At 52.5% G+C, this 23952-nt stretch carries 21 protein-coding genes; 2 read left to right on the forward strand and 19 right to left on the reverse strand.

The window, feature by feature from the left end; translation table 11 throughout:
* Window positions 1–31 precede the first annotated feature (31 nt).
* From TY09_RS00605 to TY09_RS00630, 5 genes are all read right to left on the reverse strand, one after another.
* On the reverse strand, window positions 32–991 hold the full coding sequence (locus tag TY09_RS00605; protein WP_042430006.1) for an ABC transporter ATP-binding protein: 960 nt from the start codon (window positions 989–991) through the stop codon (window positions 32–34).
* Window positions 988–1983, reverse strand: coding sequence for an ABC transporter ATP-binding protein (locus TY09_RS00610; protein WP_009066470.1), 996 nt, complete (start codon window positions 1981–1983; stop codon window positions 988–990). The genes TY09_RS00605 and TY09_RS00610 overlap by 4 nt, the downstream gene beginning before the upstream one ends.
* Before the next feature lie 79 nt (window positions 1984–2062).
* Window positions 2063–2965, reverse strand: coding sequence for an ABC transporter permease (locus TY09_RS00615; RefSeq protein WP_042430009.1), 903 nt, complete (start codon window positions 2963–2965; stop codon window positions 2063–2065).
* A gap of 18 nt (window positions 2966–2983) precedes the next feature.
* Entirely contained in the window at window positions 2984–3904 is a 921-nt protein-coding gene (locus tag TY09_RS00620; protein WP_009066362.1) for an ABC transporter permease, read from the reverse strand.
* A gap of 229 nt (window positions 3905–4133) precedes the next feature.
* Window positions 4134–5714 carry a glutathione ABC transporter substrate-binding protein gene (locus TY09_RS00630; protein ID WP_042430015.1) on the reverse strand — a complete coding sequence of 527 codons (1581 nt, stop codon included), beginning with the start codon at window positions 5712–5714 and terminating at the stop codon, window positions 4134–4136.
* Window positions 5715–6025: 311 nt separating this feature from the next.
* On the opposite strand from TY09_RS00630, the gene TY09_RS00635 reads away from it, so the two are divergent.
* A complete protein-coding gene (locus TY09_RS00635; RefSeq protein WP_042430018.1) occupies window positions 6026–7204 on the forward strand; it encodes an ROK family transcriptional regulator in 1179 nt (392 codons plus the stop codon).
* Window positions 7205–7484: 280 nt separating this feature from the next.
* Here the strand turns inward: TY09_RS00635 and TY09_RS00640 are convergent, their stop codons facing one another.
* From TY09_RS00640 to ilvD, 6 genes are all read right to left on the reverse strand, one after another.
* Entirely contained in the window at window positions 7485–8270 is a 786-nt protein-coding gene (locus tag TY09_RS00640; protein WP_042430021.1) for a hypothetical protein, read from the reverse strand.
* Window positions 8271–8622: 352 nt separating this feature from the next.
* Window positions 8623–9540: a nucleoside hydrolase gene (locus tag TY09_RS00645; RefSeq protein WP_042430024.1), complete on the reverse strand. Its 918-nt coding sequence runs from the start codon at window positions 9538–9540 to the stop codon at window positions 8623–8625.
* Window positions 9541–9562: 22 nt separating this feature from the next.
* Complete coding sequence (locus tag TY09_RS00650; protein ID WP_242841410.1) at window positions 9563–10195, reverse strand: carbohydrate ABC transporter permease; 633 nt, start codon at window positions 10193–10195, stop codon at window positions 9563–9565.
* Window positions 10196–10404: 209 nt separating this feature from the next.
* On the reverse strand, window positions 10405–11289 hold the full coding sequence (locus TY09_RS00655) for a carbohydrate ABC transporter permease (protein ID WP_042430030.1): 885 nt from the start codon (window positions 11287–11289) through the stop codon (window positions 10405–10407).
* A 147-nt stretch (window positions 11290–11436) separates the two neighbouring features.
* Window positions 11437–12723 carry an ABC transporter substrate-binding protein gene (locus TY09_RS00660; RefSeq protein ID WP_042430034.1) on the reverse strand — a complete coding sequence of 429 codons (1287 nt, stop codon included), beginning with the start codon at window positions 12721–12723 and terminating at the stop codon, window positions 11437–11439.
* A 111-nt stretch (window positions 12724–12834) separates the two neighbouring features.
* Complete coding sequence (gene ilvD / locus TY09_RS00665) at window positions 12835–14550, reverse strand: dihydroxy-acid dehydratase (protein ID WP_042430037.1); 1716 nt, start codon at window positions 14548–14550, stop codon at window positions 12835–12837.
* 341 nt (window positions 14551–14891) lie between these two features.
* Between ilvD and TY09_RS00670 the strand changes: the two genes are divergently transcribed.
* On the forward strand, window positions 14892–15659 hold the full coding sequence (locus tag TY09_RS00670) for a FadR/GntR family transcriptional regulator (protein ID WP_042430040.1): 768 nt from the start codon (window positions 14892–14894) through the stop codon (window positions 15657–15659).
* A gap of 296 nt (window positions 15660–15955) precedes the next feature.
* On the opposite strand, the gene TY09_RS00675 is transcribed toward TY09_RS00670, so the two are convergent.
* From TY09_RS00675 to TY09_RS00710, 8 genes are all read right to left on the reverse strand, one after another.
* Complete coding sequence (locus tag TY09_RS00675) at window positions 15956–16504, reverse strand: DUF1097 domain-containing protein (RefSeq protein ID WP_009066389.1); 549 nt, start codon at window positions 16502–16504, stop codon at window positions 15956–15958.
* A gap of 34 nt (window positions 16505–16538) precedes the next feature.
* Window positions 16539–17381, reverse strand: a complete 843-nt coding sequence (locus tag TY09_RS00680) for an N-acyl homoserine lactonase family protein (protein WP_042430042.1) — start codon at window positions 17379–17381, stop codon at window positions 16539–16541.
* A gap of 194 nt (window positions 17382–17575) precedes the next feature.
* Entirely contained in the window at window positions 17576–18775 is a 1200-nt protein-coding gene (locus TY09_RS00685) for an MFS transporter (protein ID WP_042430045.1), read from the reverse strand.
* 293 nt (window positions 18776–19068) lie between these two features.
* Window positions 19069–19380: a NifU family protein gene (locus TY09_RS00690; RefSeq protein WP_042430046.1), complete on the reverse strand. Its 312-nt coding sequence runs from the start codon at window positions 19378–19380 to the stop codon at window positions 19069–19071.
* Window positions 19381–19447: 67 nt separating this feature from the next.
* Window positions 19448–20623: a thiolase family protein gene (locus tag TY09_RS00695; protein WP_042430048.1), complete on the reverse strand. Its 1176-nt coding sequence runs from the start codon at window positions 20621–20623 to the stop codon at window positions 19448–19450.
* Entirely contained in the window at window positions 20620–21555 is a 936-nt protein-coding gene (locus tag TY09_RS00700; protein WP_042430050.1) for a Clp protease/crotonase-like domain-containing protein, read from the reverse strand. Before TY09_RS00700 ends, TY09_RS00695 begins: the two co-directional genes overlap by 4 nt.
* A gap of 9 nt (window positions 21556–21564) precedes the next feature.
* Window positions 21565–23148, reverse strand: coding sequence for an acyl CoA:acetate/3-ketoacid CoA transferase (locus TY09_RS00705; RefSeq protein ID WP_042430052.1), 1584 nt, complete (start codon window positions 23146–23148; stop codon window positions 21565–21567).
* Window positions 23149–23159: 11 nt separating this feature from the next.
* Window positions 23160–23948: an enoyl-CoA hydratase/isomerase family protein gene (locus tag TY09_RS00710; RefSeq protein WP_042430054.1), complete on the reverse strand. Its 789-nt coding sequence runs from the start codon at window positions 23946–23948 to the stop codon at window positions 23160–23162.
* Window positions 23949–23952 lie beyond the last annotated feature (4 nt).

The raw sequence follows: 23952 nt of genomic DNA on the forward strand, positions 1-23952 counted from the left end.
CCGGCAGATGGCCGGAAGCATTCCCGCGGGATCAGATATGATGACAGGCGACCACATGCCCGCCCCCAAGGTCCTGCGGCTCCGGGATCTGCTGACGGCAGATATCCGTGCAGAGGGGGCAGCGGGCGTGAAACAGACACCCCTCGGGCAGATGGACGGCGCTTGGAATATCGCCCTGCAGCAGCACGCGCTCCCGCTTGGCGGCGGGGTCCGGAACCGGAACGGCGGAAAGCAGCGCTTTTGTATACGGGTGCCGCGGATTGCTGTACAGCTCCGCTTTGGGCGCGATTTCCGCGATACAGCCAAGATACATCACCGCGATGCGGTCCGAGATCATTTCCACAACGCTCAAGTCGTGCGAAATGAAAAGATAGGTGAGCTGGAATTCCGCCTGAAGACGCTGCATCAGGTTCAACACCTGCGCCTGAATCGATACATCGAGCGAGGAAACGGGCTCATCGGCAATGATCAGCTTCGGCCGCACCGTCAGCGCGCGCGCAATGCCGATGCGCTGGCGCTGCCCGCCGGAAAACTCGTGCGGGTAGCGGCGCGCATGCTTTGCGCTCAGACCGACGATCTCCAGCAGCTCGCGGGCCTGCCGCAGCCGCTCTTGTGCGGAAAGATTTGTATGTACCAGCAGCGGCTCGGCAACCAAATCCTCTACCCGCATTCTCGGGTTCAAAGAACCGTTCGGGTCCTGAAAGATCATCTGCATATCCGCCCGCAGCGGGCGCATTTGATTTTCATTCATCGCGGAAATCTGTTTTCCGTCGAACCAGACTTCGCCGCTGCCCGGCGTGAGAAGATGGTTGACCAGACGCGCCGTGGTGGATTTTCCGCACCCGGATTCCCCCACGATCGAAAAGGTCTCCCCTTGAACCATGTCAAACGAGATACGGTTGACCGCGTGCACCACACTCTTTTTCCCGAGCAGCTTCTTCCCCGCGGAGAAGGTTTTGGTTACATTTTTGACCTGCACCAACGGGCTCATTCCACAGTCGCCTCCTTGTCTTGTACCAGCACACAGCGGCATTTTCGTCCTCCGCTCAGTTCCACAAGCGGCGGCTCCTCCTCGCGGCAGCGGTCCTGCGCATAGCGGCACCGCGGCGCGAATTTGCACCCGGGCGGCATCATCGAAAGATCGGGCACGCTGCCGGGGATGGACGGAAGGCTCGTCACCCCCGAACCGAGCTTCGGTACAGAGGCGATCAGCCCTTTGGTATACGGGTGCATCGGCTCATAAAACAGGTGCTGCACCGGCGCTTCTTCCACAATCCGGCCGGCATACATCACAATGACCCGGGAACACATTTCCGCCACAACGCCAAGATCGTGCGTAATCAGCAGAATCCCGGTGTGAATCTCCCGCTGGATTTTCCGCATCAAATCGAGAATCTGCGCCTGAATGGTGACATCCAGCGCGGTCGTCGGCTCATCTGCAATCAGCAGATGCGGATCGCACGACATTGCCATCGCGATCATCACCCGCTGGCTCATGCCGCCCGAAAGCTGATGGGGATAGCTGCGGCCCACGCGCGCGGGGTCGGGAATACCGACCTGCCCCAGCATTTTCAGGGCATGCTCCTCCGCCTCGCGCTTGGTTTTGTCCGTATGCAGGAGGATCGCCTCCACCAGCTGGGCGTTGACGCGCATTGCCGGATTCAGGGACGACATGGCCTCCTGAAAAATCATCGAGACGTTTTCTCCCCGGATTTTTCGCATTTCCTCTTCGGAACACCGGAGCAGATTATTGCCCTCCAGGTAAACCTCTCCGTCCGTGATCTTGCCCGGAGTATCCTTCAGCAGGCTCATGATGGAAAGCGCCGTCACGGATTTCCCGCAGCCCGACTCCCCCACCAGCCCCAGAATCTCTCCTTTTTCAATTTGAAATGTGACGTCATTCACAGCCACTACCGAACCCTTTTTCCCCTGTGTAAACTCCGTGCGCAGATGGCGCACGTCAAGGAGCAGTTTCTCAGGCATTTTGATACCCTCCTTTTCGATCGAACCCCTTTGGGAATTCTGTCGTATGAAAATAAAAGATCGAAATACAGGCCGAACCCTATTTGATTTTCGGGTCCAGCGTGTCCCGCAGGCCGTCGCCCAAAAGGTTAAAGGCCAGCACAGTAAGGAAAATCAAAAGCCCCGGAAAGTACACAAGGTGGGATGCGACGCCGATATAGTTGCGCCCGGAAGAGAGCATCGCCCCCCAGTCCGGCTCGGTCACGTTGGCGCCGAAGCCGAGAAAGCTCAGCGAAGCCGCCGCCAAAATCGCGGTGCCGACGCGCATGGTAAAGTTGACGATCATCGCCTGCATCGTTCCCGGAAAGATATACATGCTCAGAATTCGGCCGTTTTTGCACCCGATGGACCGCGCGACCTCCACATAAAGCGATTCCTTTACAGACAGGGTCGCGCTGCGCATGATGCGTGCAAACGAGGGTACCGTGAAAACAGCCACCGCGATCACAACATTGATGATGCCGGGGCCGATCATTGCGACGATGGCGATGGCGAGCAGAATATCCGGGAAAGCAAACAGCACATCGGAACCGCGCATCACGAGGGTTTCGAGAATGCCGCCGTAGTAGCCGGCCAGAACGCCCAAAAAGGTGCCGATCGCCGCGCCGATGATCACCGAGCTTAAGGAAACGCCGAGCGTCAGGCGGCTGCCGGCCATCAGCCGGCTCAGCACATCGCGGCCATACTCATCGGTTCCGAGCACATGCGCCGGGCTTGGGCCGCTCAGCAGGTTGTCATAATCGGGCGCGGACGGGTCATAGGGCGCCAGCTCCGGGCCGACGACTGTGATAATCAGCAGAATCAGCAGAAACACAGCGGCCGCAACCGCAGTCCTTCGCTGCATGAATTTTTTGAAAAATGCCTTTGATTTGCTCTGCGCCTGAACAACGGGGCCTTCCGCCTCTTCTTCCGGCGCGCGCACCGTCTCTTTCCATTCCGGCATATGTAAACTCCACTCCTCTCACTGATAGCGTATTTTGGGGTTCAACACTCCGTAAAGGAGATCGACAATCAAATTGATGACGATGTATTCCAAAGAGAAAAACAGCAGTTCCGCCTGAATCACCTTGTAATCGCGGAACGCAATGGAATCCACCAGCAGCCGACCCATTCCCGGAATGGAAAAGACGGTTTCCACCAGCACGGAGCCCGCCAGCAGACCGCCGATCTGCAGGCCCGCCACCGTCACCACCTGCACGAGCGAGTTGCGGAACGCGTGCCTCAGTACCACCAGCCACTCCCGCTGCCCTTTCGCGCGGGCCGTTCGCACATAATCCTCCCGCATGGTTTCGAGCATGGAGGATCGGGAAAAGCGCGCCAGCACCGCCATGATGCCGCACCCGAGCGTCAGCGACGGCAGAATATAGCTCTGCCAGCTATCCAGCCCCCCGGTGGGCAAAAGCCCCAGGTTGACGGAAAAAATCTGGATCAGCACAAGCCCGAGCCAGAACCCCGGGATCGAGATGCCGGAAATGGCAAGGAACATTCCCACGTAATCGGCGACCTTTCCTCGCTTGACGGCAGACAGAACACCGATGGCGATCCCGAGCAGTACCGACCATATCATCGCGCTGAACATCAGCTGGATCGTGGGCTTCAGCCGCCCCAGCAGCATTTCCGATACCGGCAGGCCCGTCTTGTAGGAAGTGCCGAGATCCCCATGGAACAGATCATCCATGTAATTTATGTACTGGTTGGGCAGCGGGTCGTTCAGGCCAAGCTCCTGCCTGATCTGCACCAGCTCCTGCTCGGTGGCTTCCTTTCCCGCCATCTGCCGCGCGGGGTCGCCGGGGATCATGTGGAGAAACAAAAAAATCAGAATCGAAACGACGAACATCATCGGGATGGTGCCCAATACCCGCTTTACAAAATAACGGCCCAAAATTTCAGCCTCCTTTGCCGCGAGGAAACAATTCCCTTATGCTAAAACAGTTTCCACGTGAAGTTCAGAATCCGGATCTGGTAAAAAGCTGTGATAAAAGCGGTTTTGATAACAAGATCCGGCAGCAGCCTGGCTGTTGCCGGATCCGCCTGCACTATTTTGATACAGCTCCGTTTCAGAGCGGCAGCCCGTTTTTCTTCTGCGGACTCCGCAAGGAAACAACAGAGCATCAGGACAGCTTTACCTTTGTCAGATCCAGCTTGCCGTCCGGGCCAAGGTAGATGCCGCCGACATAGGTCTTCTCACCGGCGATCACCTGGTCGCTGCCAAGGAACAGCCACGGGGAATCCTCCCAGACCATCTTCTGCGCTTTTGCGTAGAGTTCGGTCAGCTTGGCGGTATCGGTTGTGACAAGAGCTTCATCCAAAGCCTTGTCAAATTCCGGGTTGTTGTAATACGCAGTATTTGCGGAGGTGGGCGGAATCATGGGATAAGAAAGAATATTGCGCACAGCACCGTCCGCATCAAAGGAGGAAGGAGACCAGTTGACATACCACATGTTGATCTTCGCCTTATCCGGCTCCACATAGATCATGCCGCTCAGCGTGTTGGGCTCCATGGGCACAACCTCAACCTTGATGCCGATCTGCGCCAGCTGCTGCTGGACAAACTGCATGCCCTTCATTTCGTTGGTGGTGTTATCGCCCCAAAGGGTAAGCTCAAAGCCGTTTTCAAAGCCGGCTTCCTTCATCAGGGACTTTGCCTTTTCCAGATTGAAATCATAAGGGGTCTGCTCGCTGTAATACTGCACGGTGGACGGGTAGCAGGAATGCACCTCGCTCGCGTAGCCGTTAAAGATCGTTTTGATGTAGGCTTTTTTATCGATCGCGTAGTTCATGGCCTGGCGCACCCGCGCGTCTTTGAGCTGGGGCAAATTGGTGTTCAGGGTCACATAGCGCATGATGGCGGAAGGAGCGGTAACGACCTTGATGTCCTTCGTTCCGTCAACGGTGGGAGCCTGTGTGGCCGGCATGGGATAAATGTAGTCGGCTTCGCCGGTCTGCAGCATTGCGACGCGCGCGCCGTCCTCCGGCACCGCTTTAAAGGTAACGCTGTTGACGGAGGGTTTGCCGTTCCAGTAATCGGCGAAGGGAACGACCGTCACATGATCGCCTTCCACTCTCTCTTTAAACTGATAAGCACCCGTGCCGTCCGGATTCTTTACCAGAGCAGCGGCGCCCTGCTCAAGCGCTTTCGGGCTCACGATGGAGAATAAGGCCACCTTATTGATAAAGGTAACGTTGGGGGTCTTTAATTTAATGACCACAGTGGAATCGTCCGGCGTCTCTACCGACTCCCATTTGGAAACGGTGCGGTACTGGCGCAGCTTCTCATCCTTCATGCAGCGGTCGTAATTCGCTTTGAAGGCGGCCGAGTTGAATTCGCTTCCGTCGTGGAATTTGACTCCCTTGCGAAGGGTAAAGGTATAGGTGAGGTTATCCGGATCGACTTTCCAGCTTTCCGCAAGCATTGGAACGATCTTCTGATTTTCATCAAATGTCACGAGCTGCTCGTACATGGTGCCAAGTACAGACATGGACAGCGTGTCGGAAACCTGATGCGGATCCAGAGACTGGATATCCAGGTTAAAGCCGACCACAAGGTCCTGATCCGGCGCAGCGGTCTGCGTCTGCCCGGATGCCGCGCTCCCCTCCTGCGCAGCAGATGATGCGGGAGCATTGCCTCCACAGGCTGCCAGCGACAGGGACATCGCCGCAGCAAGAAACAACGCGATGATTTTCTTTTTCATACGACAAGAATTCCTCCCTTTTCTTTATGTTGAATCCCGAAAACAGAATCAGATCAGGGTCGGCGGCAAGAGTGAATTTGCTTTGGAGCAGGTTTGTTCTGCTGCCGAACCTACGTCTGAAATTTAGAATTAGTATAGCATTCGCTTTGTGGGTTGTCAATAAAATTTCATCGATTTCAAAACAAATCCTCTCGCTTTTTCTAATTTTTTGTTGAATTCATCCATTATCCATGCTATGATAAATCACAAGACAAGCCCCTGCAAGCAGTTGCGGGGGTGAAAAATATCTGGCGAAATCACAAGGAGGTACAATGCAAAACTGTGGTGCTGATGAGTGGATCCGCGAATCGAACCGGCGGGCGCTGCTGGAAAAAATCCGGCAGGAAAGCCCTGTTTCCCGGGTGCAGCTCGCACAGGAACTGCACCTGAGCAAATCGACCGTAACAGACAATATTACCCCCCTGCTCCGCGAAGGCATTGTACAGGAGGTTGGGGTGGGCCTTTCGCAGTCATTGGGAGGCAGGCCCCCGGTTCTGCTCAAGCTCAACGGAGCGTACAGCTACATTGTCGCGATTGAGCTTGGCTTTCGGGCGCCGCTTTTTGCGCTGGCGGACCTGGAAGGGCGTATTCTGCACAGACTGACGCTCTCCGTTGCCGAAGACGCCTCTTACACCGAGCGCCTGAAAGCGGTATGCGAGAAAATCGACGAGCTTTTACAGCGCGGAGGAATCGGCCGGGATCGTCTGGCGGTGATCGCGCTGGCTTCGCCGGGCGCTTACAGCAGACACGAAGGGGTCTATCTTTTGAATCCCGAATTTGAGGATTGGGATTTTTCCCATCTGCGGGAGGATTTGGCCAGGTGTTTTGAAACCGAGGTCATGATGATCAACGATGTAAAAGCCGCAACACTGGGGGAACTGCACCAGGGCGCAGCGAGGGGCTTTCGCAACATAGTTTATCTCAGCTGCGGAGTCGGCGTGGGCGCAGGAATCGTTCTGAACGGCCGGCTTTATTCGGGAACCTCCGGCAGTGCGGGTGAAATTGCCCGGGTACCGATTCCGGGAATCAGCGATCCCCTGCGGACCCGCGTGGAAATGAACGCCCTGCTGCAGAAAATACGGACCCAGGCACCCGAGGCGACCCGGCGCGCGCTCTGGAAACCCGCCGAGCAGTTGAATTTTGAGGATGTCGTCCGGCTTTGGCGGGCCGGGGACCCGTTCACGCGCAGCTGCATCCGCGATATTGCGGTCGCGCTGGGCAAAATGGCAGCCGCACTGGTATCCGTGCTGAACAGCGAACGGGTGGTGTTCGGCGGGGAATATCTGGTTTTCCAGACGCAGATTCTGGACATCCTGCGCAGGATTCTTCTGCAAGAAGCCTTCGATCCCGTCCCCGTTGTCGGTTCTTCGCTGGGGAAGGACGCCGCCCTGCAGGGGTTGCTTTCCCTTTCCTGCGAGGCGATTCTGGATCGTCTTGCAGTCAGTACGTAAAGGGTTTCAGCATCGGGAAAGGCTGCACGCCGCTTACATTTCAATTCTTTTTCACAATTATAAAATAAACAAGGACCGTCATTTTTTAAAATGACGGTCCTTGTTTGCAGTTCTGTGTTTATAGAAAAGGAAGCCCGCTAAGGGAAGTCGAACACTTTCTTAGCTGATTTCAAATTTTCAGTATTTTATTTTAAAAATGGAAGCGTAAAGACTCGTTCCGTCATCAGCACGCAATCTTTGAGAAAGCTGAAATTATGCTGAGAACCCCTATCATGGGGATTCATTTATCGGGGGAATTTGTGGCGCAAAACTCCTGCAACGTGGGGAGCTCACCTTCCTCGGCCATGCAATGCACATAGCCCATGAATCGATGCGAACGGGTTTCAATGTCCTCTTTTGAGATGCCGATATATTTTCTCAGCTTCCTGCACAGTGGCTCCGCGCCCACTCCGCTGCCGAATATGTGCGCTTCTATTTCCTCGATGAACAGGTAGGCATTCGCCTTGCGCTTCTCTCGAGCTGCGCTTGGCAGAGGCGGAGTACTGTGATCCGGATGATTCTTCTGCATCCAACGACGATGCTCTGACATACGCTTTTCAAATTCCGCATAACCCTCATCATAGAACGACTGGTTGCGCACCGTATACGGAATGTGATATCCACGCAGCCGAATCCCCAACTGCTCATCTGTTGTTTCTTCCGCCGCTTTTTGCCGGATATGTCCCTCCCTGATCCGCTGTTCTACTTCCTCATCCTCCATTTCCTGAAAGATGTCCGGAGTTCCATATTGATCTGGAAATTTGTTTGCCGCTATATTGGCCCGCTGGACAATCATTTGCCTATCATCGGATGACAGGGGCTCCAAATCCCAGTTTTCCTCAAGCCACTTGATTGCGTCCTGAATGGAATGCCCGCCGGGCCTGATGATGCCGGCGCAATACTCCCAGTAATGATCCAACATTTCTTCATCTATTGTTTGTACAGCGACAAGCGGTGCAATCACTCCCGCTATGTTTTCTTGATCATCCTGATAGCGGATAACCTCGCCGTCTCTTTCTACCTTCATATTCTCAAAACCACCTTTCCCACTGTCTGTTTTACTGCCTTAACAGTATACTTCCCTGTGCAGTCTCAGTTTGAAATGATCGAATGAATTCAGTATACCGTATCAGTCAACCGGAAACAAGCGCTTCTGCACGCCTGTTCCATGTTGGTTCTTTAATGCCTAAAGAGCAAGATTTGATTTGCTTTACAGTTTGTTTTGATGAAACCGTTATGAATCAAGAAAAGCCGCCGCTTTTAACTCATCAAATGAAGCAGACCGGGGCTCCGCTATTGAAAAGCGGTACTGCCCCGGCCTATTTCAAAATATGGTTCAAAAGCTATGGGAGGAATATTGAAAAACAAAGTTTTGGAGACTACTGTTTTCGCTGCTTCTGTGTGAATAGCTGCAGCTTGGCGTAAAAATCCTCTAAAATGAACCGGGCCTCGAGATGCCGGTATACCCGAATGGGGCGATTGGTTCCATTTTGTACATAAAACATTTCGTCCGTGATGTGCGGTGCGGGCACCCAGTCAAAGGTGTGAGGATGCGGGAACAGCAGCAAACCGACGGCAGGGGAATCGCCCAGGCACCAATATTCACCGGTTCTGGTGGTTCGCAGAGCCTCCGAGGTATGGCCGTTTTCTTCAAGCTGTTCAAATAAATATCTGCCCAGCTCGCCGCAGGGATATACCCGAAGCTCCAGCTCCGCTAGGGACACAATGACCTCCTGATAAACATTGCGCGGCACCTGCCAAACGGGTACCTGAGATTCAAAAACAACGTTGGCGGCGATAATATCATTGCTCAAATTGTATTCGCTGCCGCCGGAGGGATATGTACCGCCCCCGATCCATATGCAGGTCAGGCGATCGGCGATTCTTGGCTCCATCAGCAGGGCGGAGGCCATATCCGTCAAGGGTCCTAAAAAGGTAACGTACAGCGGGCGGTCATCGTCCTTCATGGCTTCTTCTATAATCAGCCGAGCGCCTTCGGATTCTACCGGCACAGAAGCGTAGGTCAGCGCATGGGGCGCCCCGTGGCGCAAAATGCTTTTGTCAAAATCCATGTAGTTCAGTATGGTCACTACTTCATCATAGCTGTCCTGCATGCTGGTAGCGGACTTTTCCGTGCCAAAGTGCGCCGCGATGATCCCGCGGTTGTCGAACCGGGGGCTGAGCAGCGCGTGTACGATCGCAAACTGGTCATCTGCCTCGTTTTTGGCATCCGTGTCTGTAATGACCCGGATTTCCTTCCCTGGGGGGATTCTGAATCGATAATCTGTGTACCTCATGAAAAGACTTCCTTTCCGCCTGTCAGCCCTTAACAGCGCCCGACATTCCTTCTACAAAATATTTCTGGAAAACGAGATATACAATAAAAATAGGGATAACAGAAATCAAAACGCCGGCAGAAAGCAGCGGGTAATCCGCGCCGTGGTCCCCGAAAAAGTTCATCAGCCCCGCCGGCACCGTGCGCATCTTGTCCTCGGTGATCAAAAGGCTCGCCAGTAAAAACTCGTTCCAGGTGGACAGAAAGTCCAGGATGACCAGTGTGGCTATGGCCGGTTTCGAGATCGGCAGGATCACGTTCCAGAATAGCTTCCAGTTGGTGCATCCGTCAATGCGGGCTGCTTCATCGATTTCTTTTGGTATGCTGCGGAAAAATCCCCGCAATATCAAAATTCCGAACGGGATGCCAAACCCCAGATAGACATAGAACAATCCGAAATAGGTGTTGGTCAGATTCAGCCGGCTCATCGCCAGATTGATGGGAACGAGAGCCGCCTGCATCGGCAGCATCATCCCGATCAAAAAGATCATAAATACTTTGTTGCTGTGGCGTATGTTCAAGCGGGTAATCGCAAACGCGGCAAGGGCCTCGATCAAAATTCCCAGAGGTACCTTCAGTCCGCAGATAATCACGCCGTTTTTCAGATAGGTGTGCATGTTTCCTCTCGCCCATGCCTCTTTAAAATTTTCCCAGAACCAGGAAGTCGGAAGAGAAAGTGCGGGATTCCCGAAAAAATCCTGCCGGGTTTTCAGCGAGGAAAAAAGAAGAAACAGCAGCGGGAATACCCAGATACACAACAGAATGAGGAGAAAAAAATAGAAAGTTGTTTTTTGAATTATTTTATTAGACTGCATTTTTCTCCTCCTTACTCCTTAGACATCAGCGACACATAGGGTACGATGATAATCATCATGACCGCAACCATAATGGTGGAGATGGCCGTGCCCATACCAAAGTTAGAGAAGGTGAAGGTTTGGGACACCATCCATGTAGAAAGAGTCTGCGTACTGTTTGCCGGCCCGCCCCCAGTCATTGCATAGATGACGTCATACACCTTCATCGAAGCGATGATCTGCGTAGCAAGCACGATGACAAGGGTTTCTCTGAGCATGGGCAGCGTAACTTTGAAAAAGGTCTGGATTTTACTTGCACCGTCAATGAACGCGGCCTCCTTCAAATCGGCGGGAATGGTCTGCAGACCCGCTAAAAACAATGTCATAGGGCCGCCCACCCCTTGCCAGAGAGCCGCAAAAAACACGGCCAGCAACGCGGTAGACGGGTTCGAAAGCCAGGCGGTGGATATGTTCGCAATGCCAACGGCATCCATCAGACCTTTCAGAAGGCCCAGCTGCGGCTGATATACCCAGGACCAAATGATGGCCACCATGACTCCCGACAAAATATAAGGAAAATATAAAATGCCCCTTACCGCCGTTCTCCCTTTAAACTGCTGATTCACCAGCAGGGCCAGCAGCAGAGAAATGGTTACGGTCACACAGACCGTGAGCACAATCCATATGATGTTGTTGCGCAGCGCAGTAAGAAACACCTGATCCTGCGTAAAAAGCTGTATGTAGTTTTGGAATCCAACAAATATTTTGTTGGGGTTAATCCCGTTCCATTTAAAAAAGCTCAGATAAAACGAGTAGAAGGCGGGAAATACGATCACGCTCAAATAGATGACGGCGGCAGGCAACAAAAACAAATACCGGAATATACCGCCTGGTGCTTCAAGCCTTTTTGTCTTCATTCGTCCACTCTCTTTTCCTGAAATGTGCGGTCAAAATCCGCGCCGGATATCCGCCGTAATTCCCGCAGCCTTCGGCATTGATCCGATCCTCCGGCGTCCTTTCGGAACAGCGCCGGAGAATCGGTCGAGACGATCAGCCGGATTTTATCAGCCGGCTGCCTTATAAGAATCCACGGCGCTCTGCATAGCCTGCGCGGCCTGCTGGGGCGTCATGCTTCCCAGCGCGACGGAATCCTGAACGGAGAACAGGGAGTTTACAACCTCCTGCGGCAATGCCTGATCGGAAATGGTGAAGCTGCCGAATTTGCTCATATCGGACATCATATTCGGAACATAGGACGGAGCCTCGCCGATTACGGTCATGTCCTTGTACGCACGGGGCTGTTTGACCAGATTCCCCAGCTTTTGAATGGTTTCATCAGAAATGTAGGTTTCTACAAATTTGATTGCGGCATCCAGCTTTTCGTCGCTCAAATCGCTGCGGAACTGCATCATGTCGATGAAAGAGGACATCCGCTCTCCGCCGCCGACGGTGGGAAGCTTAAAGTAATCATACATCGAAATATCCTGTCCATCCTGCAGCATCGCGGTCAGCAGAGAGGGACCGTCCAGCGTCATGACCGCGCTGCCGTTGTACATCAGCATACGGGCGTCGTTGGGCTCCAGCGAAACGAAGCCGTCGGGGAAATAACCCTTGTCTACGAATTCCTTATATTTCGCGAACGCTTTTACTACCGCCTCATCTGTCCAGGGCGTTTCAAAGGAATTCAGGGAATCGTGTTTATCGGAACCGGCATACATTTCAATTAAAATTTCCACCAGGCGCATCGTATGCCAGCCGCCTTTTCCGCCCAAAGCCAGCGGGGTAAGGCCCGCTTCCTTGATTTTGGCGCAGGCGTTCTCAAATTCCTCAAAAGTAGTGGGCACCTTGACACCGACCTGATCCAGCAGGTCTTTGCGGAAAATAACGCCCATTGTGGTGATGCTGGTAGGATAGCCGGCCAGCTTGCCGTCGAAGGTCGCCAGCTTCAGGCACTGTTCGGAAAACTTTTCAGACCAGTTATTTTCTTTGGCATAGCTGGTCAAATCGTAGCACAGGTCATTTTCAGGATAATAGGAAGCGAGGCTTCCGCCCCAGTTGTACCAGATATCGGGCAATGTGCCGGACGACGCCGCGATCTTCAAATTCTTTTTCTGGTCTGTGGTGCTGTTGGTAATCATGTTGATTTTGATGTTCGGGTATTTCTCCTCCATAATCTTCAGGACTTCCTCGGCCCAGGCGGCCCGTCCCGCTTCCTGCCAGAAGGTCAGTTCGATCACGCTGTCCGCTGCGCTGGAATCGCCGCCGGAAGCCGCTGGCTGAGGATTCCCGCACCCCGCCAATGAGGTTCCAAGCATCAGGACTGCAAGGGCTGCTGCTGCTAACCTTTTCATTGTAAATCCTCCCAAAATATAATTTTAGTATGTATTCATCTAATCAAACCGCCGCGGATGCGGTAGCCTGAATAAATCTTTTGGGGTCTGATTATCTCACAGGAACCAATGCTATTCCATATATCCTCCCTTCATTGGAGCTGCGGCGTGCTGCGAAAACAGCTTTAACACGCCGGAATGATATTGGGGTTCCGGAGGAATCCAGAGCGTCCGGCGCTCCCTCAGGATGGCGTCGATTTCACCGGGGGACTTCCTCTCCCCTTTGATCCCAACGATTGCGAGCACGCGGTTCTCAATATCGATCTGGATGAGATCGTCCTGTTCTACCAACGCAATGGGGCCGCCCGAAGCGGCTTCGGGCGATACATGTCCAATTGCCGGACCCTTGGATGCTCCGGAAAACCGGCCGTCGGTAATCAAAGCGATGCTTTTTCCCAGCTGCGGATCAGACGCAATCGCTTCTGTGGTATAAAACATTTCCGGCATTCCGCTGCCTTTGGGGCCTTCGTATCGGATAAAGACGGCGTCCCCGGGCTGTATCTGGTGATTTAGAATTGCCGAAATGGCGTCCTCTTCGCAGTCATAAGGTCTTGCGCGCAAAACAGCCCGATACATTTCCCTGGGTACAGCACTGTGCTTTACCACCGCACCGTCCGGAGCCAGATTGCCGCGCAGGACAGCGACCGTTCCATTCCTGCCGATCGGATCTTTAAAATTACGGATAACATCGGTGCGTTTCAGACCCGTTTTCACTAAATATCCTTCGCAGCGCTCATAAAATCCGCTGCTCTTCAGGTTTTCTAAATTTTCACCCAGCGTTTTTCCCGTCACTGTCAAAACATCCAGATGGAGCATGGATTTGATTTCTTCCATAATCCTGGGCACGCCCCCGGCATAGTAAAAATACTCGGCGGGCCAGCGCCCTGCCGGACGGACATCCAGCAGATAATGAGCGTCGCGGTGCAGGCGGTCAAAGGTATCGGCATCCATCTCGATTCCAAATTCGTGGGCGACCGCCGGCAGATGCAGCAGGGCATTGGTAGAGCCGGAAATAGCCGCGTGAACCATAACGGCATTTTCAAAAGAATCCATTGTAACGATTTGCCTGGGCTTGAGCCCCATACGTGCCAATTGAACCGCCTGCCGCCCCGCCGCGCGGGCGATGTCCTTCAAATCCTCACAGATTGCGGGAAGCAGAGCACTGCCGGGCAGCATCAGTCCCAGGGATTCCGACATGATCTGCATGGTGGAAGCCGTTCCCATAAAAGAACAGGCTCCGCAGGAAGGACAGGCATGATTTTTATAATAGGTAAGCTGTTCATCTGTGATTTCACCGCGCTGCTGCATGGCGCTGTACATGCCGATTTGCTCCAGAGTCAGCAGGTCTGGCCCCGCTTTCATGACGCCCCCGGTCACCATAACAGAGGGAATATTGATTCTTCCAATCGCCATCAGGTGCGCAGGAACACCTTTATCACAGCTTGTGATAAAAACGCCTGCGTCAAACGGGGTGGCATTGGCGTGGATCTCGATCAAATTGCAGATACTGTCGCGGGAGGCCAGAGAATAATTGATTCCGTCGTGGCCCTGTGACATACCGTCGCAAATATCCGTGGCAAAAAAGCGGCTTGCTTTTCCTCCGGCCGCTGTTGCTCCGCCGACGGCATCGTCGCACAGCTGCAGCAGATGAACGCTGCCCGGGTGGCTGTCGCCAAAGGTGCTCTCAATGATAATCTGCGGTTTTTCCAGGTCCTCCGGCATCCATCCCATTCCCAGCCGCAGAGGATCCATTTCCGGTGCGATTTTACGAATCTCCTGACTAATCATGCATTATCCTCCATATGTACAATCATGAAAAGGCCTTTGATCTTGGAGACCTTACACGTATGATGTATTTTTGATTTTTATTATAGTATATCTCCGTATCGAAGTCAATATTATAATAAATTTTTTGTTTCAAATATAATTTAATGTAAGTTTTGTCCAATTGACATATGATGTGTATCTTAATAAAGAGGATATTTGTCTTTTCCTTTCAGGATGAGCAGGCGCCCTTGTGTTTTGCCTTGCAATCTAATGGAATTTATAATAGAATAAAACCGTCACAAGCTTGTTTTTGATTTGTTTTTATTACACCTGCGCAGCCGCTCGAACGGGAGCTGCTGTAAATGGAAAGATGGGAGTCATCGGCTTTGAACACAGAAGAATACAATCAAAAGCCGCTTGTGGAGAAAGCGGCTGAAGAAATTTTGCAGTATATTGCCGACCATAATCTGGAGGTAGGCGAAAGAATCCCCAGTGAAAACAAATTGGTGGCTCTTTTGCAAACAGGCAGAGGAACCGTGCGGGAAGCCGTGCGCTTTTTGATTGCCAAAGGAATCCTTACGATCCGCAGGGGCGCCGGCACCTTTATTGTGCGAAAATACGGAATGGAATCGGATCCGCTGGGGTTTGCGTTCATGCAGGACAAATATAAGCTGGCCATGGATCTGGTGCAGGTTCGAATGATGATCGAGCCCGATATCGCCGCCATGGCGGCTCGTTATTCCACGCCGGAGGATATCGCCGAGCTGGAACATCTTTGCGCCAGCATTGAAGATTTAATTTACAGCAACCAGGATCACACCGAAAAAGATATTGAATTTCATAATAAAATAGCGGAATGCAGCCGTAACACTGTTGTAGCTAATTTGATCCCCATTATAAATTCTTCCATTCAAATTTTTATGGATCTGACGCGCCGTCAGCTCGCTCAGGAAACGATTGAAACACACCGTGAAATCTTCAATGCCATCAAAGAGCACAACAGTATTGCTGCACGGGACGCCATGGTACTGCATCTGATTTACAACCGCAGGGATATTCGGCTCCGCCATATGGACACCGAACAGGCCATGCGGCCGCAGGGACTTCCCCCCGAAGAAAAAAACATTTGACTGCCGACGGACCTTGGAAGATTGCCCTGTTCTGCGGTGCTGCGATGCCGCGGCGTAAACGCGAGCATTCCGGGCAAGGGAATCGGCCTGGCAGCAGCGATGTTAAAATTTTTAAAAATTAGAAAAGATCAAAGGCACCGGAATCAAACTTCCGACGCCTTTGATCTTTTGTATCACTCAGGGGTTCTCGCAAATTTTGAGGTGCAATCCCATGGGATCGCATTCCGGACATTGTAATGAATCGATCTCTTCGCTTGTTCTCCACCCGACGGAACGGCAGGGAATTTTACATGCTGTCACTCCACATACTCCAGGGGCTTTTCGGCCTCTTCCTGTGTTTTGGGAGCTTCCGTGGGCTGCTGTTTTGCAAAGTGTGCGAATATAAAGGTTTCTCCCAAGCCGCAAACAAAGGCCAGCAATAAACCGGCTACGAGAGTAAACGCCAGCCCGAGCTCATTCTCCCCCCCTTGAGAGAAGGTCAACGCGACGCCGGCAAAAATGAACGGCAGCCTGTTAAACAGAGTCTTGCCGAGCACCGTGAGGTGCAGACCCATTGTAACGGTCGTCAGCAGAGTAATTGCGATGAACATGGCGGCTTGGGCAGGAATACCGATCGCGGTCTCCCAATTCAGGAAAGCGAAATTCAGCTGTCCCCAAATCAGGCCTGCCAGAATGCTGCAAAAAATCGCCGGTACATCTTTCGTTTTCGCTCCCATTCCAAAAAAGACAGCTAATATGACAAAACTCATCCAACCGATTTGAAGGCCTGTGAAACCATAAAGGAAAAAGAAAACGGCACAGGTAAACGAAACCCAAAGGCTGAACAGCCACAATGCCTTTCCCATATCAAAACCTCATTTCCTATATACTCCGGATGATTTAACGAACGACAGTGGCAACATGGAGTCCATCTTCATACGTTGTGGATTCATATGTCTTATAGTTTCTTACCTCGTGGTTAAAAATCAGGTTCTTGATGTCGTATCCGGCCAAGGCATACGCTTTGTCGATCTGCTCGACGACCGTGACGGGGGAGCCTACCGCCGTAAACGGGACATAAACGCCGTCGTTATTCAGGCCGAGTACGTTTTCCTGAACGTAGGCAACATCGCCGCTTAAAATCTTCTCGACTTTCCTGCCGTCCTCTTCCACCTCTACCAATATGATTTGGCCGCAGTAGGAATGGCCCATGGGAAGAGCGACCACCCGTATGCCGTCAAATATTTGCTGATCACCGTCGAGTAAGGTCATTCTGCCGTCGCAGACATATTCGCAGGCGGTCTTGATGTCGCAGGGCAGAAACGCATTTTTCGCTCGATTGAATTTTTTTGGCAGAGATAACGCTGCCAGCGAGTTCAGCAATTCATCCTTCTGAATATAAAAATGCGCGTTGGGGAAAAGCTTCAGCCCGCCCATATGGTCGAAATGGCAATGGGTTACGATAACCGTATCAATGTCTTCCGGCGTCAGGCCGACCCGCGCTAACACCTCTTTCGGCATTTTCGTATTCTGAAACGCGTAGGCTTCGCAAATGCCCTTTGAAGCGGGCTCTTCGTAATTCACGCCGCAATCAACCAATATCTTATGGCCGTTGCCCTCAATCAACTGATAAGACATGGTTAAATTCATAAAGCCGCCATTGTGGGCGCTTGCGATTTGACCGGAAACAGGAGCGCTGTCTGTGTTTGCATACTCTAAAATTTGTATGGAATACCGATTCATAAGAAAAGCCTCCTAATCCTGATTTTGGGGAGAACCGTTATTTTGATTCATTTGCCGGGAAGGCCGGTCAGCCGCAGGCCCGCATGCACCCCTTTGTATTCGACTGTATTTCCGCAAGCAAGCGATAAACGGAACTATCGTGCCAATCGGTTTCCTGTAAAAACAATTCGAAAATCGAAAACCAAGCGGTAAATTTACGCGGGTGCATTTTCTGCGTTTTCCTTCTTCTTTTTATAGAATACAGGACTCAGCACCGTATAAGCAACCGCCAATAAAATCAGTCCGACTGCCGAAATCATAAATTTGAACGCAACCTCGCTTGCGCCGAACGCGTTGAAAATTCTGTTGATGACCAACGGAGAACAGAACATTCCCAAATTGAGCATCCCCATCGCGAGGGAAATGCCCGTCGCTCTCAGGGAGGCGGGAGCATACTCCGAGGTGGCAAGCATGCAGCTCGAGATCAGGAACGCCTGCGCGACGCCTGTACATAAGCTGGCGAAAAATGCCGCGGGAAGTGTTCCGAAAATATTCAGCGCCATAAAGCCCGCCGCCAGCACCAGCAGCCCCAGCTGTATGGTTTTATACCCCAGAACTTTTCTGAATTTTCCAAAGACAAAGCCCGTCAGCATCCCCGTGATCGGGAAAACGGTGTTGACATATCCGCTGACAGTGGCATTGCCCAGCCCGGTGGACTTGATGAACATGGCGATATTCAGCTGATAGGTATAAAGGAACAAATACGTAAAAAAGATGATTGCGGCGGTAAAGTACACCGCACCATTGAGTCTGTCTTTCGTGCCCGTCCTGTCATCCTTTTGCAGCGGTGTGGGAGCGACATAGGTCAGATTTTTGTTTACGAGAATCAGCGCGGGGATAAACAGCAGCAGAATCAGATAAGAATAATTCCAGGCGATTCCGGCGAGGATTGCGGCAAAAAATGTGATGACCATGCTGCCCCCGGTGGAGGAGGAAGCCTGATACCCCATCATGTCGTTTCTCTCCTGCCCGTCGAAAAATTCCGAGACCAGCGATTTTGTCAATGCTCCGTTCATCCCCTGATTGATTCCGATCAGCAGGCTGGATATGTATAAAATAGTCAGGCTTTTTGCACCGAAAAAGAACGCGATCAGGCCGCCGATAAGACCCAGGAACATTCCCCCCAGCAGCAGATTTTTCTGAGCAAACTTGATGGACAGAGGCCCCGCAATAAAAGCAAACAGCATCCCCATAAGGCTTGGAATCGTTAACACCATCTGAACGGAGTCAACGCTTGCATTGGGGTAAACCTCTGCAATATCTGCCAAAATCGAAGAAATGATCAGCGACGACATCAGCATGACCGAGCCGGATACAATTGCGATTCGATTGGCCCTTTTTTCCTTAACATCCATGAATGACTCTCCTCCTCATTACGATTTGTTGACTGAATGTTTTACCTGAAAGCAATGAATGCGCTGTCGGTTTCGTACCGAATGGGAACCAAAGCCACAGATCCGGAAAGAGCGGTGATTGCTTGCCGTCTGCTGGACGCAGAACACATTTGAGTTCGGCTGCTGCAATGGATTCCGGCGATTCTTCCCGCATGTCTGAAAGACCATCTGAAATGAGGCACATCGTCTTCTGATGCGCCGCCCGCGGCGCTCTGAGCATAAAGGTCCTAAAACGGAACCGGTCTTTCTGCAGATCATTTCTGATGAGTAAATAGACTGCGGGAAAATTCAATGAGTTCCTCGCTGACTTCATCTGAAACCATCACATCCCGTATTCCCTTCACCTTCTCCATAAGCTTCGGTTTCACGATCGCATCCAGCGTCTCATAAATAGACAGACACCCGCTGCACGCCCCCCGATACCTGACGCAGACAGTATCCCCCGTGACCTGTACCAGTTCAATCCACCCATTGTGCTTTAACAGCTCCGGATTGATCGTATTTTCGATCACGCTGCGCACCTGTTCTTCCATTTCTTCTGACGGCTCGCGTCCCATTTCAGCCATAATACCCCTCCTTTCGTAATAGTATCACTGTTTTTCTTTTCTGCTTTCGGCTTTGAAAAGGCCCATTCTATGATTCCAGCATTTCGTATACAATGGCCGCCCCCATGCCCCCGCCGATACACATGCTGACCAATCCCAGCGTCTGTTTTCTCCTCCTGAGTTCACTGAGCATTTTGCAGGTCAAAAATGCCCCGCTCCCGCCCAACGGATGACCTAACGCAATGGCTCCGCCGTTGACATTGACGATTTCCTCCGGCAAATTCAGCCCTTCCATACACGCAATTGCCTGTGAGGCAAACGCCTCGTTCAGTTCGATCAAATCCATATCCTTGATGGTCAGATTCGTCTGCCTCAATACCTTGGGAATCGCAAACATCGGCCCAATCCCCATAATTTCCGGCGCCACGCCCACAGCCGTGAATCCCCTGACCTTCGCGATCGGCCTGAGCCCAAACTCTTTTGCCTTTTCTTTTGTCATCAGCAGCAAAAACGCCGCCGCGTCACTGGTCTGGGAGGAATTGCCCGCCGTTACCGTACCGTTCTTTTTAAAGACAGGCTTCAAGCCCTGCAAAGCTTCGATGGTTTGCCCGTATCGGATTCCTTCGTCCTGATCGAACAAAAAGGTCTCCTGACCCGTACCGTCCTCCAGCGCCCTGGTCGCCTGAATCCCTACGATCTGCTCGGCGAAATACCCGTTTTTCTGTGCGGCTTCCGCCAGATGGTGGCTTCTCAAAGCAAGTTTGTCTTGCTTTTCGCGGCTGATCTGAAATTTTTCCGCCACCTTTTCAGCCGTGATCCCCATGGAAAGATAATGTCCCGGGTTGGACCATAACAAATTCGGTTCGGGAAAATGCATATTTCCGCCGCCGGGAATGGTACTCATGCTCTCGACTCCGCCCGCGATGGCGATATCGATGTTGCCGGCCAGTATGGCGTTGCTGGCCGTCGCGATGGTCTGAACCCCTGAGGAGCAAAACCGGTTGACCGTCTGCGCGGGAACCTCGTTTGGAAAACCCGCAAGGCCGGAGGCCGTTCTGCCAATATTCAGGCCCTGCTCCGCCTCAGAGAACGCGTTCCCCATAATAATGTCTTCCACATCCCCGTAAGAAACCTGCGGCGTTCTGGCCATCAGTCCGCGCAGGGTCTGAGCCGCCAAATCTTCGGGCCTTGTGTTTTTCAGGCTCCCTTTCGGCGCTTTTCCGACCGCGGAGCGCGCATAACTGACAATGACTGCTTCTCTCATATGCTTCCCCCGTTTCTCTTCTGCTCCGCCATTTCAACAAAGGCCCTCGTTTCCAGCTCCAGGAACTGCTTTTCCGCAACGAAAGTCTTTTTGGGAACATTCCCGCCCCCTATGATCCCCGCAATCTTCAGAGCGATCGGGTACATCTGCTGAGACACAAACAGTCCTTCATAGCCGTTCACGATGGTGATTTCCATAGCGGCCCGGCCAGTGGTTCCGGAAACGGCCACAAGCTTTTCTTCTGTTTTGCAGAATCCTTCCTGATACAGATGAAGCGCCTTCTGCTTCCCTTTTTCCAGAATATCTTCCCCCTCCGCAAGGATCGCGGCGTTTTGGGGAAGGAGTCCCTTTGCCTTCGCTTCGAATAGATTCTCGTATTTTTTAGGGACATATACCGTATTCAGCAAAGCTTTTAAAAACGGTATGATATCGTGCCCGGGGACGTTGTCCCCGATGGAATAGACATCTAAAATCTGCGCCGTCAGGCCGCCGCCCATGGGCGGCAGGCCCTGAGAGAAATCATACCCGAACCTGGTGACGGCAGGGCTTGCAATAACGGCATGGCTGTTCAGCGCGACCTCATAGCCAAAGCCGACGGATTGGCCCGTCAGCAATGTGACGACCGGCTTGCTATAATGCCGGATCGTTGTCGTCAGGCTTTGAAAGGCCTTTGAAATATCGGCTAAATTTTCAGCCGATTCCGCGGTATTCCCACAGCAAAGATTCTCACCAGCACCAAACACCACGACGCCGCTGCATTCTGCTTCTACTTCCTTTAAAATTTCTGCCGCCCATCCCGCTGTTTCGGAACAGATCCGGTCGTCCTGCCCTGCAAAGCCGAGAGCGGCGATCCCATCCCCCAAATCGAGCAAAAAGGCCCCCTCGCTTTGGGCAAGAACAGGATAGTTCTCCTTCCATTTGTCCTGATGCATCTGTTTTTCTCACCCTTCCTTTTTCTGATGGCTGCCTTCCATACTTTCGGCAAGCCCGCCCCATTGCTCGTTGAACAGCTCTGACGGCATCATCTGAACATCTCTCATGATCGGTTCAAAATCCATTTGGTCCAGAATATCGCGCTGCAGATCGATCCCCGGAGCGATTTCGATCAGCTCAAGTCCTTCCTGCATCAGCCGGAACACAGCCCTTTCTGTGACGTAATACACCTGTTTATCATCTTTTAGGGCCAGCTCCCCATTGAAGGAAACCTGTTCAATGTTATACAGGAATTTTCGGATATTCCCTTCTTTCAGGATTTTCAGTTTCCCGTCTTTGATCTCGACCTCCACACCGCCGACAAAGATGGTGGTAAAGACGATCGTTTTGGAGCCGGCCGCAACATCCATAAATCCGCCCACGCCGATTCCCCCGCCATTTAATTTACTGGCGTTGACGTTCCCGTCGGCATCTATCTGCAGAATTCCAAGACAGCCGTAATCGAGACAGCCGCCGTCGTAATAATCAAAATTATCCGCCATTTCTATGGTCGCTTCCGGATTCCAGCAGCAGCCGAAGTCGTGCTTGTTTGCCGGCATGCCGCCCATATTCCCGGCTTCCGTGGTAAGGGTGATTTCGTCCAGCACACCTTCTTCCGCGGCAACGGAAGACACGGCCTCCGGGATTCCCACCCCCAAATTGCAGACATCCCCCCTGCGCATCAGCATCGCGGCTCTTCTGGCAATGACCTTGCGCGCGCTCAGCATTTCTTTTTCCACACTTTCCAGCGGTACCCTGAATTCCCCGCTGAACGACGGGTTATAGTACGATTTTCCTGTCTGCCAGTGGTTTTCCGGTTTGGCGCAAAATATGTAATCCACCATGACGCCCGGAACCGCCACATCTTTTGGCGCGATGCTCCCGGCCTTCACGATTCTTTCCACCTGAACGATCACGATGCCGCCGCAGGCTTTTGCCGCCGAAGCGGCGGAAAGCTGGTTGAGCTTGTAGCCCTCCCGATAGATAGAGATGTTGCCCTTTTCATCCGCAACGCTGCCCCGGATCAAGGTGACATTCACTTTCGGGAGCTTGTAAAGCAGCCATTCCTCGCCGTGAATGTCGATCAGCTCCACCTGCGGCTCGGCATTTTTCGCCCTGTCGTTCATCGCGCCGCCCTCCATGCGGGGGTCCATCATCGTGCCCAAGCCGATTTTGGTGATGACGCCGGGTTTTTTGGCAGAGATATACCTCGCCATCGTCGCGGTAACGCTTTGGGGAAAATTGAAGATTTCCGCTTTATTCGAGGCCGTCAGGTTCACCATATTGCGCCCGCAGCCCTTTAAATGGCCCCCGACTCCCCTTTTCAAAAGTCCCTCGTGGGCCAGGTGTGCCATTCCGGTGGTATCTCTGTCCCCGATCGACGAAGTCCAATATGCCGTTAAATCTCTCGGGTGCCCCGTTTCCAAAAAGCTTTTTTCGATTTCCTTGACCGCCTCATCCGCATATCCCCCAAGGGTGATACCGGTAATAAACAGCGTATCTCCGTCTTTGACATAATTCTTGATTTCGCTGGACTGAATGATCTGTTTCATCCTGATTCCCCTCATCTTCTATTGGTAAAATCGGGTTTTCTTTTTTCGATAAACGCTTTCATTCCTTCCTTCTGATCCTCCGTTTCAAAACAGAGAGAGAATAAGGATTTCTCGTATTGGCTGCCCGTATGGACATTGTTGTCCACCGCGTAGTTGATCGCCGACTTGGCATACTGAAGGGCGGCCGCCGGTTTCTGACTGATTTTTTCCGCCAGCGCGAAAGCCTCCTCCAGAACCTTTTCATCGGGAACACATTTTGTCACCAGGCCGATTTCATACGCTTCTTTCCCCTTCACGACTTTGCCGGCCATTATGATTTCTTTTGCCTTGACAGGGCCGACGATTTTGGTAAGGCGCTGCGTCCCGCCGGCCCCGGGGATGATCCCAAGGCCCACCTCGGGCAGGCCAAACGCCGAGCTTTCGCCCGCGACCCGAAAATCACAGGACAGCGCGATTTCACAGCCGCCCCCCAGTGCGGGCCCGTTCACCGCGGCAATCACCGGGATGGGGAGAGCCTCCAAAATATCGTTGATCGAATGGGCCTTTCTCGCCGTTCGTTCCGCATCGAACTGATTTGCGTTCATCATTTCTTTGATGTCGGCGCCGGCCGCAAACGCTTTGCCGCTGCCGGTGATGATCAATGCTCTTACCATGCCGTCCGCATAGACAGAACGGATTGCTTCCAGCAGATCGGTATTCAGGGCATCACACAAGGCGTTCATTGCCTGAGGGCGATTCAGCATGATGGTGGCGATCCCCTCATCGAGGTTCAAAATCACATTCTCAAATTTTTTTTGCATGACA

Source organism: Faecalispora jeddahensis (assembly GCF_000577335.1).
GTDB lineage: Bacteria > Bacillota > Clostridia > Oscillospirales > Acutalibacteraceae > Faecalispora > Faecalispora jeddahensis.

Bases quoted from the DNA above. Each gene is read 5' to 3' on its own strand.
- TY09_RS00680 (WP_042430042.1), bottom strand. From the start codon at position 17,381: ATGAATCGGTATTCCATACAAATTTTAGAGTATGCAAACACAGACAGC.
- TY09_RS00650 (WP_242841410.1), bottom strand. From the start codon at position 10,195: ATGCACACCTATCTGAAAAACGGCGTGATTATCTGCGGACTGAAGGTA.
- TY09_RS00615 (WP_042430009.1), bottom strand. From the start codon at position 2,965: ATGCCGGAATGGAAAGAGACGGTGCGCGCGCCGGAAGAAGAGGCGGAA.
- TY09_RS00640 (WP_042430021.1), bottom strand. From the start codon at position 8,270: ATGAAGGTAGAAAGAGACGGCGAGGTTATCCGCTATCAGGATGATCAA.
- TY09_RS00630 (WP_042430015.1), bottom strand. From the start codon at position 5,714: ATGAAAAAGAAAATCATCGCGTTGTTTCTTGCTGCGGCGATGTCCCTG.
- TY09_RS00610 (WP_009066470.1), bottom strand. From the start codon at position 1,983: ATGCCTGAGAAACTGCTCCTTGACGTGCGCCATCTGCGCACGGAGTTT.
- TY09_RS00635 (WP_042430018.1), top strand. From the start codon at position 6,026: ATGCAAAACTGTGGTGCTGATGAGTGGATCCGCGAATCGAACCGGCGG.
- TY09_RS00670 (WP_042430040.1), top strand. From the start codon at position 14,892: ATGGAAAGATGGGAGTCATCGGCTTTGAACACAGAAGAATACAATCAA.
- TY09_RS00675 (WP_009066389.1), bottom strand. From the start codon at position 16,504: ATGGGAAAGGCATTGTGGCTGTTCAGCCTTTGGGTTTCGTTTACCTGT.
- TY09_RS00685 (WP_042430045.1), bottom strand. From the start codon at position 18,775: ATGGATGTTAAGGAAAAAAGGGCCAATCGAATCGCAATTGTATCCGGC.
- TY09_RS00690 (WP_042430046.1), bottom strand. From the start codon at position 19,380: ATGGCTGAAATGGGACGCGAGCCGTCAGAAGAAATGGAAGAACAGGTG.
- TY09_RS00605 (WP_042430006.1), bottom strand. From the start codon at position 991: ATGAGCCCGTTGGTGCAGGTCAAAAATGTAACCAAAACCTTCTCCGCG.
- TY09_RS00705 (WP_042430052.1), bottom strand. From the start codon at position 23,148: ATGAAACAGATCATTCAGTCCAGCGAAATCAAGAATTATGTCAAAGAC.
- TY09_RS00655 (WP_042430030.1), bottom strand. From the start codon at position 11,289: ATGAAGACAAAAAGGCTTGAAGCACCAGGCGGTATATTCCGGTATTTG.
- TY09_RS00695 (WP_042430048.1), bottom strand. From the start codon at position 20,623: ATGAGAGAAGCAGTCATTGTCAGTTATGCGCGCTCCGCGGTCGGAAAA.
- TY09_RS00645 (WP_042430024.1), bottom strand. From the start codon at position 9,540: ATGAGGTACACAGATTATCGATTCAGAATCCCCCCAGGGAAGGAAATC.
- TY09_RS00660 (WP_042430034.1), bottom strand. From the start codon at position 12,723: ATGAAAAGGTTAGCAGCAGCAGCCCTTGCAGTCCTGATGCTTGGAACC.
- TY09_RS00710 (WP_042430054.1), bottom strand. From the start codon at position 23,948: ATGCAAAAAAAATTTGAGAATGTGATTTTGAACCTCGATGAGGGGATC.
- TY09_RS00700 (WP_042430050.1), bottom strand. From the start codon at position 21,555: ATGCATCAGGACAAATGGAAGGAGAACTATCCTGTTCTTGCCCAAAGC.
- ilvD (WP_042430037.1), bottom strand. From the start codon at position 14,550: ATGATTAGTCAGGAGATTCGTAAAATCGCACCGGAAATGGATCCTCTG.